Below are 12,839 nucleotides of genomic sequence, written 5' to 3' on the forward strand. Positions count from 1 at the left end.
AAGCCGCGGACCGCGGTCGGTCGCCGGTCACGGCGGCACGGTGCGGCCTACGGTTGACAACGTCGCGCCGGCCGGATCGGCAGCCCGCGCTTCCCGTGCAAAATCATGCAAGCGTGCTTGATTGTTATGGGTGCCCCTGTCATGCTCCACACCACACCGCGCCGCACACCGCCGGGCCCCGAGGGAGCGCACCGTGTCCGATCCGACGCCCGTGATCGACGATCTGCGTGAGGAGAGCGAGGAGGTCGACCGGCTCGTGGCCGGGCTCGGGCCCGAGGAATGGGGACTCGCGACGCCCGCCGCCGGGTGGAGCGTCGCCCATCAGATCGCCCACCTCGCCTGGACCGACCGTTCGGCGCTGCTCGCCGTCACGGACGCGGAAGGGTTCCAGGGGCTGGTGGAGCAGGCCCTCGCCGCCCCGCACACCTTCGTCGACGAGGGCGCCGAGGAGTACGCGCGGCTCGCGCCGGCCGAACTGCTCGCGCGGTGGCGCGAGGGGCGGGCGGCGCTGGAGAAGGGACTGCGGTCCGCGCCCCCCGGCACGCGCTTCCCCTGGTACGGGCCGCCCATGTCGACGGCCTCCATGGCGACGGCCCGGCTCATGGAGACCTGGGCCCACGGACTCGACCTCGCGGACGCGATCGGTGTGTTGCGGCCACCCACCGACCGGCTGAGGCATGTGGCCTGGCTCGGGGTGCGGACCCGGGACTTCGCCTACGGAGCGAACGGGCTCACCCCGCCCGCCGACCCCTTCCGCGTCGAACTCGTCGCGCCGGGAGGCGAACTGTGGGGTTACGGGCCCGTCGACGCCCCGCAGCGCGTCAGCGGGCCCGCGCTCGACTTCTGCCTCCTGGTCACCCAGCGCGCCCACCGCGCCGATCTCGCCCTCACCGCCGACGGGCCCGACGCCGACCGCTGGCTCGACATCGCCCAGGCCTTCGCCGGGCCACCCGGGGGCGGACGCCCGCCCGAAAGGGAGGGCGAGGGGAACGCCTCGTGACGGCGGCCCTGCGGATCGGGAACGCCTCCGGGTTCTACGGGGACCGCTTCGACGCCCTGCGCGAGATGCTCACCGGCGGTGAGCTCGACGTCCTCACCGGCGACTACCTCGCCGAGCTGACCATGCTCATCCTCGCCCGCGACCGGCTCAAGGACCCCTCCGCCGGGTACGCCCGCACCTTCCTGCGGCAACTGGAGGAGTGCCTCGGCCTCGCCCACGAGCGGGGGGTGAGGATCGTCGCCAACGCCGGCGGGCTCAACCCGGCGGGGCTCGCCGGTGCCGTGCGGGAGCTGGCCGAGCGGCTCGGCGTCCCGGTGCGGGTCGCGCACGTCGAGGGCGACGACCTCACCGCGCGGTACCCCGGCAGCCTCGCCGCGCACGCCTACCTCGGCGGCTTCGGCATCGCGGCCTGCCTGCGCGAGGGCGCCGACATCGTCGTGACCGGGCGGGTCACCGACGCCGCCCTGGTCACCGGCCCGGCCACCGCGCACTTCGGGTGGGCGGAGACGGAGTACGACCGGCTCGCGGGAGCCGTCGTCGCCGGGCACGTGCTGGAGTGCGGAACCCAGGCCACCGGCGGCAACTACGCCTTCTTCGGCGAGCGGCCCCCCGGCGACCTCCTGCGGCCCGGCTTTCCGCTCGCCGAACTGCACGAGGACGGCAGCAGCGTCATCACCAAGCACCCCGGCACCGGCGGCTTCGTCGACGTCGGCACCGTCACCGCGCAGCTTCTCTACGAGACCGGCGGCGCCCGGTACGCCGGGCCGGACGTCACCGCCCGGCTCGACACCGTACGGCTCACCCAGGACGGACCCGACCGGGTACGGATCGACGGGGTGCGCGGAGAGGCGCCGCCGCCCACGCTCAAGGTCGGGCTCAACCGGCTCGGCGGATTCCGCAACGAGGTCGTGTTCGTCCTCACCGGCCTCGACGTCGAGGCCAAGGCGGACCTCGTGAAGGAGCAGATGACCGGCGCGCTCGCCACGTCGCCGCCCGCCGAGACGCGCTGGGAGCTCGTGCGTACCGACCGGCCCGACGCGGAGACGGAGGAGACCGCGAGCGCGCTGCTGCGGCTCGTCGTGCGGGACCCGGGGCAGGAGGCGGTCGGGCGGGCGTTGAGCGGGGCCGCCATCGAGCTGGCGCTGGCCAGTTACCCCGGATTCCATGTGATGGCGCCACCGGGGAAGGGCGCCCCCTACGGGGTGTTCGAGGATGTGTACATCCCCCATGGCGCCGTCGACCATGTGGCCGTCCTCCACGACGGCCGCCGCATCACGGTGGGCCCGCCCCACGACACCGCCGTCCTCGCGGACGTGCCGGAGCCGGAACTGCCCCAACCCCTGGAACCCGGCCCGGCCCGACGCACCCCCCTCGGACCGGTCGCCGGTGCCCGCAGCGGGGACAAGGGCGGGAACGCCAACGTCGGGGTGTGGGCGCGGGACGACGACGCCTGGCGATGGCTCGCGCACGAGCTGACCGTCGAACGCTTCCGGGAGCTGATCCCCGAGGCCGCCGCACTGCCCGTCACCCGGCACGTACTGCCCCGCCTGCGCGCCCTGAACTTCGTCGTCGAGTCCCTCCTCGGCGAGGGCGTCGCCGCGCAGGCCCGTTTCGACCCGCAGGCCAAGGCGCTCGGCGAATGGCTGCGCTCCCGCCACCTGGACATCCCGGAGGTCCTCCTGTGACCGTCCTCGCATCCGCCCTGGACACGGCGGGCCCCGACCACCGGGCCCACCGCGAGGCCATGCTCGGCAAGCTCGCCGCACTCGACACCGAACACGCCAAGGCCCTCGCGGGCGGCGGCGAGAAGTACGTCGAGCGGCACCGCGGGCGCGGCAAGCTGCTCGCCCGCGAACGCATCGAGCTGCTCCTCGATCCCGACACCCCCTTCCTGGAACTGTCCCCGCTGGCCGCCTGGGGCAGCGAGTACACGACCGGCGCCTCCCTGGTCACCGGGATCGGCGTCGTCGAGGGCGTGGAGTGCCTGATCACGGCCAACGACCCGACGGTGCGCGGCGGCGCCAGCAACCCGTGGAGCCTGAAGAAGGCCCTGAGGGCGAACGACATCGCGCTCGCCAACCGGCTGCCGTTCATCAGCCTGGTGGAGTCCGGCGGCGCCGACCTGCCCTCCCAGAAGGAGATCTTCATCCCCGGCGGGGCGATCTTCCGGGACCTGACCAGGCTGTCGGCGGCCGGCATCCCGACCGTCGCCGTCGTCTTCGGCAACTCCACCGCCGGGGGCGCGTACATCCCCGGCATGTCCGACCACGTGATCATGGTCAAGGAGCGGGCGAAGGTGTTCCTCGGCGGTCCGCCGCTGGTGAAGATGGCCACCGGGGAGGAGAGCGACGACGAGTCCCTGGGCGGCGCCGGGATGCACGCGCGCGTCTCGGGCCTCGCCGACTACTTCGCCGTCGACGAACCGGACGCCCTGCGCCAGGCCCGCCGGGTCGTGGCCCGCCTCAACCACCACAAGGCCTACCCCGACCCGGGACCGGCCGAGCCCCCCAAGTACGACCAGGACGAGCTGCTGGGCATCGTCCCCGGCGACCTGAAGATCCCCTTCGACCCGCGCGAGGTGATCGCGCGGATCGTCGACGGCTCCGACTTCGACGAGTTCAAACCGCTCTACGGGACCAGCCTGACCACCGGCTGGGCCGCCCTGCACGGCTATCCCGTGGGCATTCTCGCGAACGCCCAGGGGGTGCTGTTCAGCGAGGAGTCGCAGAAGGCCGCCCAGTTCATCCAGCTCGCCAACCAGCGCGACATCCCGCTGCTCTTCCTGCACAACACCACCGGCTACATGGTCGGCAAGGAGTACGAACAGGGCGGCATCATCAAGCACGGCGCCATGATGATCAACGCGGTCAGCAACTCGAAGGTCCCCCACCTGTCGGTCCTCATGGGCGCCTCGTACGGCGCCGGGCACTACGGCATGTGCGGACGGGCGTACGACCCGCGCTTCCTGTTCGCCTGGCCCGGCGCCAAGTCCGCCGTCATGGGCCCGCAGCAGCTCGCCGGGGTGCTGTCCATCGTCGCCCGGCAGTCGGCGGCGGCGAAGGGCCGGCCCTACGACGACGAGGCGGACGCGGCGCTGCGCGCCATGGTCGAGCAGCAGATCGAGTCCGAGTCGCTGCCCATGTTCCTGTCGGGGCGGCTGTACGACGACGGCGTCATCGACCCGCGCGACACCCGCACCGTCCTCGGCCTGTGCCTGTCGGCCGTCCACACGGCGCCCTACGAGGGCGTGCGCGGTGGCTTCGGCGTCTTCCGGATGTGAGGGGAACATGGTGATCAGTACTGTCCTCGTCGCCAACCGGGGCGAGATCGCCTGCCGGATCGCCCGCACCTGCGGCGAACTGGGCATCCGGACGGTGGCCGTGCACTCGGACGCCGACGGGAACGCCCTGCACGCGCGCGTGGCGGACGAGTCCGTACGCCTTCCGGGAGCGGCGCCCGCCGACACGTACCTGCGTGGCGACCTCGTCGTGAAGGCCGCGCTCGCGGCCGGCGCGGACGCCGTGCACCCCGGCTACGGCTTCCTCTCCGAGAACGCCGACTTCGCGCGCGCCGTCCAGGACGCCGGCCTGGTGTGGATCGGGCCGCCCCCGGAGGCGATCGAGGCGATGGCGTCCAAGACACGCGCCAAGGAACTCATGGGCATCGCACCCCTGCGCGAGGTCACCGAGGCCGACCTGCCGGTGCTGGTGAAGGCGGCCGCGGGCGGCGGCGGACGCGGGATGCGCGTCGTACGCCGCCTCGCCGACCTGGACGCCGAACTGGCCTCCGCGCGCGCGGAGGCCGCGAGCGCCTTCGGCGACGGCGAGGTGTTCGTCGAGCCCTATGTGGAGGGCGGGCGCCATGTCGAGGTGCAGGTCCTCGCCGACACGCACGGCACGGTGTGGGTGCTCGGCACCCGGGACTGCTCCCTGCAGCGCCGCCACCAGAAGGTGATCGAGGAGTCCCCGGCACCCGGACTGACCGCGGAAATCACCGCCGAACTCCACACGCTCGCCGTGCGCGCCGCCCGCGCGGTCGGCTACACCGGCGCCGGAACCGTCGAGTTCCTCGTCGCCGGGGACCGGGCGCACTTCCTGGAGATGAACACCCGGCTGCAAGTGGAACACCCGGTCACGGAGGCCGTGTTCGGCCTCGACCTCGTCGCCGAACAGATCCGTGTCGCCGAGGGACACCGGCTCGACGGCGACCCGCCCCCCGCGCGCGGGCACGCCGTGGAGGCCCGCCTGTACGCCGAGGACCCCGCCCACGACTGGGCACCGCAGACCGGACGCCTGCACCGCCTCACCGTCCCCGGGGCGGTCCGCCTGGACACCGGGTTCACCGACGGCGACGACATCGGCGTCCACTACGACCCCATGATCGCCAAGGTCGTCGCCCACGCACCCACCCGCGCGGAGGCGGTTCGCAAACTGGCGTCCGCCCTGGAGCGGGCGGTGATCCACGGCCCCGTCACCAACCGGGACCTGCTCGTCCGCTCCCTGCGGCACCCGGAGTTCGCGGAAGGCCGCGTGGACACCGGCTTCTACGACCGTCACCTGCCCGCGCTGACCGAACCGGCCCCCGACCCGTACGCCCCGCTCGCCGCCGCCCTCGCCGACGCCCACGGCCGCTCCCGGTTCGGCGGCTGGCGCAACCTGCCCTCGCAGCCGCAGGTCAAGCGGTACGCCATGGCCGGCGAGGAGCACGAGGCGCGCTACCGGCACACCCGGGACGGGCTCGCCGCCGACGAGGTCCAGGTGGTGCACGCCGATCCCGGTCTCGTCGTGCTCGACGTGGACGGCGTCCGGCGCCGGTTCGAGGTCGGCCGGCACGGCGACCGGGTGTGGGTCGACGGCACCGCCCTCACCGCTTTGCCCCGCTTCCCCGACCCCACCGCCCAGCTCGCGCCGGGATCCCTGCTGGCCCCGATGCCGGGCACGGTCGTACGGGTCGCGGACGGACTGGCCGCCGGCGCCTCCGTACGGGCCGGAGAGCCCCTGCTCTGGCTGGAGGCGATGAAGATGCAGCACAGGATCTCCGCGCCGGTCACCGGAACGCTGAGCGCCCTGCACGCGGCCGAGGGACAACAGGTGGAGGTCGGCGCCCTCCTGGCCGTCGTGGACCCCGACCAGCCCCCTGCCACGGACACGCCCCCTGCCTGAGACCCCGCCGCGGACACAGCTTGCACCTGAGAGCCCGCCGCACACACAGCTTGCACCTGAGAACCCGCCACGGACACACCCCCTGCCTGAGACCCCGCCGCAGGCACACCCCCCGCCTGAGACCCCGCTACGGACACAGCTCCCCCCGAGACCTCACTGCGAGCACAGTTTCCACCTGACGTGAAGCCCTTCCCCTAGGAGTGCTCATGCCCGTCATCGAATCCGAAGAGCACAAGGCCCTCCGCGCGGCCGTCTCCGCCCTCGGCAACCGCTACGGCCGCGCCTACTTCACCCGGACCGTCGACGAGGGCGTGCCCGCCGCCGAACTCTGGGCGGACGCCGGCAAGCTCGGCTACCTCGGCGTCAACCTGCCCGAGGAGTACGGCGGGGGCGGCGGCGGTGTCTCGGAGCTGTCCATCGTCCTCGAGGAACTGGGCGCCGCCGGCTGCCCGCTCCTGCTGCTGGTCGTCTCGCCCGCCATCTGCGGCACGGTCATCGCCCGCTTCGGCACCGAGGCACAGAAGCGCGAGTGGCTGCCGGGCCTCGCCGCCGGCACCCGCACCATGGCGTTCGGCATCACCGAACCCGACGCCGGTTCCAACTCGCACCGCATCACGACCACCGCGCGCCGCGACCCCGACACCGGGGACTGGCTGCTCACCGGCCGCAAGGTGTTCGTCTCCTGCGTCGACATCGCCGACGCCACCCTCATCGTCGGCCGCACCGAGACCGTGTCCGCCGAAGAGGGCCGCACGGGGAACCTCAAGCCGTGCCTCTTCATCGTCCCGCGCGACACCGAGGGCTTTCAGCGGCGGCAGATCGACATGGAGCTCAGCGCCGCCGAGAAGCAGTTCGAGCTGACCCTCGACGACGTACGGCTGCCCGCCGACGCCCTCGTCGGCGGGGGAGAGGACACGGGCCTGCTCCAGCTGTTCGCCGGGCTCAACCCCGAGCGGATCATGACGGCCGCCTTCGCGATCGGCATGGGCCGCTACGCCCTGGCCAAGGCCGTCGAGTACGCGCGGGAACGCACGGTGTGGAAGGCGCCCATCGGCGCGCACCAGGCCATCGCGCACCCTCTCGCGCAGGCGCACATCGAGCTCGAACTGGCCCGCCTGATGATGCAGAAGGCCGCCCACCTCTACGACGCCGGCGACGACGTCGGCGCGGGCGAGGCCGCCAACATGGCCAAGTACGCCGCCGCCGAGGCCTGTGTGAAGGCCGTCGACCAGGCCGTGCACACCCTCGGCGGGAACGGCCTCACGCGCGAGTTCGGCCTCGCCTCGCTGGTGACCGCCGCGCGGGTGTCCCGGATCGCCCCGGTGAGCCGGGAGATGATCCTGAACTACGTCTCCCACCAGACCCTGGGCCTGCCCAAGTCGTACTGAGCGGTAGGGGTCTTCACCGAGTAGTGCCGAAACAGGCAGTAACCAGTAGTACTGAGAGGCGTCACGGCATATCCCGTCGCACCGAGGCGTACGAGTCGTACCGAACCGGCACAGCGTTGTGCGAGGAGGAACCATGTTCCGCAGCGAGTACGCAGACGTTCCACCCGTCGATCTCCCCATCCACGACGCGGTGCTCGCGCGCGCCGCCGAGTTCGGGAGCACCCCGGCACTCATCGACGGCACCGACGGCACCACCCTCACCTACGAGCAGGTGGACCGGTTCCACCGGCGCGTCGCCGCCGCTCTCGCCGAGACCGGCGTACGCAAGGGCGACGTGCTCGCCCTGCACAGCCCCAACACGATCGCCTTCCCGCTCGCCTTCTACGCGGCCACCCGCGCGGGCGCCTCGGTCACCACCATCCACCCGCTCGCCACCGCCGAGGAGTTCGGCAAGCAGCTGGCGGACTCCGGGGCCCGCTGGGTCGTCACCGTGTCCCCCGCTCCTGGAGACCGCGCGCAGGGCCGCCGAACTCGCGGGCGGCGTCGAGGAGATCCTCGTCTGCGACAGCGCGCCCGGCCACCGCTCGCTGATCGACATGCTGGCCTCCACCGCCCCCGAGCCGCAGGTCGCCATCGACCCCGCCGAGGACGTCGCCGCCCTGCCGTACTCCTCCGGCACCACCGGCACCCCCAAGGGGGTGATGCTCACGCACCGCCAGATCGCCACCAACCTCGCCCAGCTCGAACCGCTGATCACCGCAGGACCCGGCGACCGCATCCTCGCCGTGCTGCCGTTCTTCCACATCTACGGCCTCACGGCCCTGATGAACGCACCCCTGCGCATGGGCGCCACCGTCGTCGTCCTCCCGCGCTTCGACCTGGAGACGTTCCTGGCGGCTATCCAGAACCACCGCATCACCGGCCTGTACGTGGCCCCGCCCATCGTCCTGGCCCTCGCCAAGCACCCCCTGGTCGCCGACTACGACCTCGGCTCCCTGAAGCACATCATCAGCGCCGCCGCCCCCCTGGACGCGAGCCTCGCCGCCGCCTGCTCGCAGCGGCTCGGCCTGCCGCCCGTCGGCCAGGCGTACGGCATGACGGAACTCTCGCCCGGCACCCACGTCGTCCCCCTGGACGCCATGGACGACGCGCCCGCCGGCACCGTCGGCAAGCTCATCGCCGGCACCGAGATGCGGATCGTCGCCCTCGACGACCCGGCCAAGGACCTCGGCCCCGGTGAGTCCGGCGAGATCCTCATCCGCGGCCCCCAGGTCATGAAGGGCTACCTCGGCCGGCCCGACGCCACCGACGCGATGATCGACGAGGAGGGCTGGCTGCACACCGGCGACGTCGGCCACACCGATGAGGACGGCTGGCTGTTCGTCGTCGACCGGGTCAAGGAACTCATGAAGTACAAGGGCTTCCAGGTCGCCCCCGCCGAACTCGAGGCGCTGCTCCTGACCCACCCCGGCATCGCCGACGCCGCCGTCGTCGGCGTCTACGACGACGACGGCAACGAGGTCCCGCACGCCCACGTCGTCCGCCAGTCGTCCGCCCCCGGGCTCACGGAGAGCGAGGTCATGATGCACGTCGCCGAACACGTCGCCCCGTACAAGCGGGTCCGGCACGTCACGTTCATCGACGCCGTCCCCCGCGCGGCCTCCGGGAAGATTCTGCGCCGCGAACTCAGGGCGCAGCCCAAGGAGCCCTCGTGACCCTGATCGGCCGCACGCGCGCGCGGGGCGTCGAGACCCTCAGCCTCGACGCCCTTGAGCGCCGCAACGCCCTGTCCGCCGCCCTCGTCGCAGAGCTGGCCGACGCGCTCACCGACGCCGGCCGGGACGGCGGTGTCCGCGCGGTCGTCCTCACGCACACCGGGAACACCTTCAGCGCGGGCGCCGACCTGCGCGACCCGCCTGCCCCGGAGGCCCTGACCGCTCTGCTGCGCCGGCTCGTCGAACTCCCGAAACCGGTCGTCGCGCGGGTCACCGGGCACGTCCGTGCGGGCGGCCTGGGACTGCTCGGCGCCTGCGACATCGCCGCCGCCTCGGACACGGCCACGTTCGCCTTCACCGAGGTCCGCATCGGCGTCGCCCCCGCCGTCATCTCCCTGCCGCTGCTGCCCCGCACCGACCCGCGCGCCCTCGCCCGCTACTACCTCACCGGGGAGCGCCTCGACGCCGCCGAAGCCGCCCGCATCGGCCTGCTCACCGCGTACGGCGAGGACGTCGACGAGGTCCTCGCCCCCGTCCTCGACGGTTTGCGCCGAGCCGCCCCCGAGGCCCTGGCCGAGACGAAACGGCTGCTCACGGCTAGGGTGCTGGAGACCTTCGACCGGGACGCCGCCGACCTGACCGCGCTCTCGGCCCGCCTCTTCTCCTCCGCCACCGCGCGCGAGGGGATGACGGCCTTCCTCGAACGACGGGATCCGGAATGGACGGTGTGAGCACGACCGACCGCAGTGACCGCGGCGATCTCGGCGACCGTGCCGGCCGCGTCGAACGCGTCGACCGTGCCGAACGCGTTCCCAAGCAGGACCGCAGCCGGGTCACCCGGCAGCGCCTCCTGGAAGCCGCCGTGGCCTGCCTCGCGGAACACGGGTGGACGGGCTCCACGGTCCTCGTCGTCGCCGAACGCGCGGGTGTCTCCCGGGGAGCGGCCCAGCACCACTTCCCGACCCGGGAGGACCTCTTCACGGCTGCCGTGGAGTACGTGGCCGAGGAACGCTCCACCGCCCTGCGTGCCCTCTTCCCCGACGGCACCACCGCCGGCGACCGCCGCGCGGTGGTCACCGCCCTGATCGACCTCTACACCGGGCCCCTGTTCCGCGCCGCCCTCCACCTGTGGGTCGCCGCCTCCAACGAGGAGCAGCTGCGGCCCCGCGTGACCGAACTGGAATCCCGCATCGGCCGCGAGAGCCACCGCGTCGCCGTGGAACTCCTCGCCGCCGACGAGACCCGCCCCGGCGTCCGCGAGACCGTCCAGGGCCTCCTCGACATGGCCCGCGGCCTGGGCCTCGCCACCCTCCTCACCGACGACGCGGCCCGGCGCGAACGGGTGGTACGCCAGTGGGCGGCCCTGCTGGACGGGGTACTGGGCCGAAGGCTCACGGACTGAGCCGCTCCACCCGCCAGCCGTCGTCCGGCCGGGCCACGTACCGCAGGCGGTCGTGCAGGCGGTTCTCCCGGCCCTGCCAGAACTCCACCGCCTGCGGGGCCACCCGGAAGCCGCCCCAGTGCGGCGGGACCGGCACCTGCTCGCCCTCCGGATACCGGGCCGCCAGCTCCGCGTACGCCGCGTCCAGGTCCGTACGGTCCGCCAGTACCGACGACTGGCCGCTCGCCCACGCGCCCAGCTGCGAGCCGTGCGGCCGGGTGCGGAAGTAGGCGGCCGTCTCGTCCCGGCCGGTGCGCCGCGCGACTCCGGTGACGATGACCTGCCGGGCCATCGGATGCCACGGGAACAGCAGCGAGACGTACGGGTTCCCGGTCAGCTCGCGCCCCTTGCGGGAGTCGTAGTTCGTGTAGAACACGAACCCCCGCTCGTCGAAGTGCTTCAGCAGCACCGTGCGGGAGCTGGGCCGGCCCTGGGTGTCCGCCGTGGACACGATCATCGCGTTCGGTTCGAAGAGGCCGCCGTCCGTCGCCGCCTGCTTGAACCAGCGTGCGAACTGCTCGAGGGGAGTGGCGGCCAGGTCGGTCTCGGAAAGCCCCTCGGCCCGGTACTGCTTGCGCATCGAGGCGAGATCGAGGGGAACAGCGTCTGGGTCGGTCACGCCGTCATCCTGCCGTATGCGAGGGGGGCGCGGGCGGGGTGTCCGCAGGCCGGGAGGGGAGGTCCGGAGGGAGGCCCGCCCGCGACGATGTGGCACTGAGTGCCGCGAACCCTCCCCAAAAATGGCACTCAAGGATATCGTGCTGGGCAGTGATCCGGTTGGGTGGCCGCCGGCCGGGCATTACAGGGGTGACGTCCCGGACCGCGAGTCCTCGTGATGACGACCGCGGAGCCTTCGGACGCGCACCCACCTCAACAGATCGACCGGTTACCGACCGATCGACCCACCGACCGGCCGACGCGTGGTCGTCCCACCCGCACCACCATCCGTCGCCCACATCATGAGGAGCCGCCTGATGTCCGACTTCGTACCCGGACTCGAAGGAGTCGTCGCGTTCGAGACGGAGATCGCCGAACCGGACAAGGAGGGCGGCGCCCTCCGGTACCGGGGCGTCGACATCGAGAATCTGGTCGGGCACGTCTCCTTCGGGAACGTCTGGGGCCTTCTCGTCGACGGTGCCTTCAACCCCGGCCTGCCGCCCGCCGAGCCCTTCCCGATCCCCGTCCACTCCGGTGACGTCCGCGTGGACGTCCAGTCCGCGCTCGCCATGCTGGCACCCGTCTGGGGCCTGAAACCGCTCCTCGACATCGATGCCGAGCAGGCCCGCGACGACCTCGCGCGCGCCGCCGTCATGGCCCTCTCCTACGTTGCCCAGTCCGCGCGCGGCCAGGGCCGGCCCATGGTCCCGCAGAGCGAGATCGACAAGGCGGACTCCGTCGTCGAACGCTTCATGATCCGCTGGCGCGGCGAACCCGACCCCAAGCACGTCGCCGCCGTCGACGCGTACTGGACCTCCGCCGCCGAGCACGGCATGAACGCCTCCACCTTCACGGCCCGCGTCATCGCCTCCACCGGCGCGGACGTGGCCGCGGCCCTCTCGGGTGCCGTCGGCGCCATGTCGGGGCCGCTGCACGGCGGTGCGCCCTCGCGGGTCCTCGGCATGATCGAGGAGATCGAACGCACCGGGGACGCCGAGGCGTATGTGAAGCGGGTCCTCGACCAGGGTGAGCGCCTCATGGGCTTCGGCCACCGCGTCTACCGTGCCGAGGACCCCCGCGCCCGCGTGCTGCGCCGCACCGCGCGCGATCTCGGGGCCCCGCGCTTCGAGGTCGCCGAGGCGCTGGAGAGGGCCGCCCTGGCCGAGCTCCACGCCCGCCGTCCCGACCGCGTCCTGGCCACCAACGTCGAGTTCTGGGCAGCCATCGTCCTGGATTTCGCCGAGGTGCCGGCCCACATGTTCACGTCGATGTTCACCTGTGCCCGTACCGCGGGCTGGTCGGCCCACATCCTCGAGCAGAAGCGCACCGGCCGCCTGGTCCGCCCTTCCGCCCGCTACATGGGCCCCGGCAGCCGCGACCCGAAGGAGATCGAGGGCTACGCGGACATCGCCGACCGGGCCTGAGACCCGGAGCGCGACGGGAGCCCGGAGCCCGGTGGTTCCGGGCTCCCGGAAA

9 protein-coding genes and 1 pseudogene are annotated in these 12,839 nt (G+C 72.8%); 9 read left to right on the forward strand and 1 reads right to left on the reverse strand.

Going from position 1 to position 12,839, the window contains the following annotated elements:
- The first annotated feature begins 193 nt into the window (after nt 1-193).
- From ACFYQA_RS12710 to ACFYQA_RS12745, 8 genes and pseudogenes are all read left to right on the forward strand, one after another.
- Nucleotides 194-1,000 carry a TIGR03084 family metal-binding protein gene (locus ACFYQA_RS12710; protein WP_388915587.1) on the forward strand — a complete coding sequence of 269 codons (807 nt, stop codon included), beginning with the start codon at nt 194-196 and terminating at the stop codon, nt 998-1,000.
- Nucleotides 997-2,685, forward strand: a complete 1,689-nt coding sequence (locus tag ACFYQA_RS12715) for an acyclic terpene utilization AtuA family protein (protein WP_388915590.1) — start codon at nt 997-999, stop codon at nt 2,683-2,685. The genes ACFYQA_RS12710 and ACFYQA_RS12715 overlap by 4 nt, the downstream gene beginning before the upstream one ends.
- Nucleotides 2,682-4,280, forward strand: coding sequence for an acyl-CoA carboxylase subunit beta (locus tag ACFYQA_RS12720; RefSeq protein WP_388915593.1), 1,599 nt, complete (start codon nt 2,682-2,684; stop codon nt 4,278-4,280). Before ACFYQA_RS12715 ends, ACFYQA_RS12720 begins: the two co-directional genes overlap by 4 nt.
- A gap of 10 nt (nt 4,281-4,290) precedes the next feature.
- The gene (locus tag ACFYQA_RS12725) at nt 4,291-6,162 is read left to right on the forward strand and encodes an acetyl/propionyl/methylcrotonyl-CoA carboxylase subunit alpha (RefSeq protein ID WP_388915672.1); all 1,872 of its coding nucleotides are present in this window, start codon (nt 4,291-4,293) and stop codon (nt 6,160-6,162) included.
- A gap of 206 nt (nt 6,163-6,368) precedes the next feature.
- Entirely contained in the window at nt 6,369-7,550 is a 1,182-nt protein-coding gene (locus tag ACFYQA_RS12730; protein ID WP_388915596.1) for an acyl-CoA dehydrogenase family protein, read from the forward strand.
- A gap of 133 nt (nt 7,551-7,683) precedes the next feature.
- Nucleotides 7,684-9,265 (forward strand): annotated as a pseudogene (locus tag ACFYQA_RS12735) (4-coumarate--CoA ligase family protein).
- Nucleotides 9,262-9,996: an enoyl-CoA hydratase family protein gene (locus tag ACFYQA_RS12740; protein ID WP_388915599.1), complete on the forward strand. Its 735-nt coding sequence runs from the start codon at nt 9,262-9,264 to the stop codon at nt 9,994-9,996. The pseudogene ACFYQA_RS12735 and the gene ACFYQA_RS12740 overlap by 4 nt, the downstream one beginning before the upstream one ends.
- Entirely contained in the window at nt 9,984-10,667 is a 684-nt protein-coding gene (locus tag ACFYQA_RS12745; protein ID WP_388915602.1) for a TetR/AcrR family transcriptional regulator, read from the forward strand. The genes ACFYQA_RS12740 and ACFYQA_RS12745 overlap by 13 nt, the downstream gene beginning before the upstream one ends.
- On the opposite strand, the gene pdxH is transcribed toward ACFYQA_RS12745, so the two are convergent.
- Nucleotides 10,657-11,325 (reverse strand): pyridoxamine 5'-phosphate oxidase, encoded by a 669-nt coding sequence (gene pdxH / locus ACFYQA_RS12750; RefSeq protein WP_388915605.1) that lies wholly within the window; start codon nt 11,323-11,325, stop codon nt 10,657-10,659. The genes ACFYQA_RS12745 and pdxH overlap by 11 nt on opposite strands.
- A gap of 355 nt (nt 11,326-11,680) precedes the next feature.
- On the opposite strand from pdxH, the gene ACFYQA_RS12755 reads away from it, so the two are divergent.
- Nucleotides 11,681-12,787 carry a citrate synthase 2 gene (locus tag ACFYQA_RS12755; protein WP_388915608.1) on the forward strand — a complete coding sequence of 369 codons (1,107 nt, stop codon included), beginning with the start codon at nt 11,681-11,683 and terminating at the stop codon, nt 12,785-12,787.
- Nucleotides 12,788-12,839: the final 52 nt, after the last annotated feature.

Origin of the sequence: Streptomyces sp. NPDC005774 (assembly GCF_042871645.1) — a bacterium.
GTDB lineage: Bacteria > Actinomycetota > Actinomycetes > Streptomycetales > Streptomycetaceae > Streptomyces > Streptomyces pratens.

Bases quoted from the DNA above. Each gene is read 5' to 3' on its own strand.
- ACFYQA_RS12745 (WP_388915602.1), top strand. From the start codon at position 9,984: ATGGACGGTGTGAGCACGACCGACCGCAGTGACCGCGGCGATCTCGGC.
- ACFYQA_RS12730 (WP_388915596.1), top strand. From the start codon at position 6,369: ATGCCCGTCATCGAATCCGAAGAGCACAAGGCCCTCCGCGCGGCCGTC.
- ACFYQA_RS12755 (WP_388915608.1), top strand. From the start codon at position 11,681: ATGTCCGACTTCGTACCCGGACTCGAAGGAGTCGTCGCGTTCGAGACG.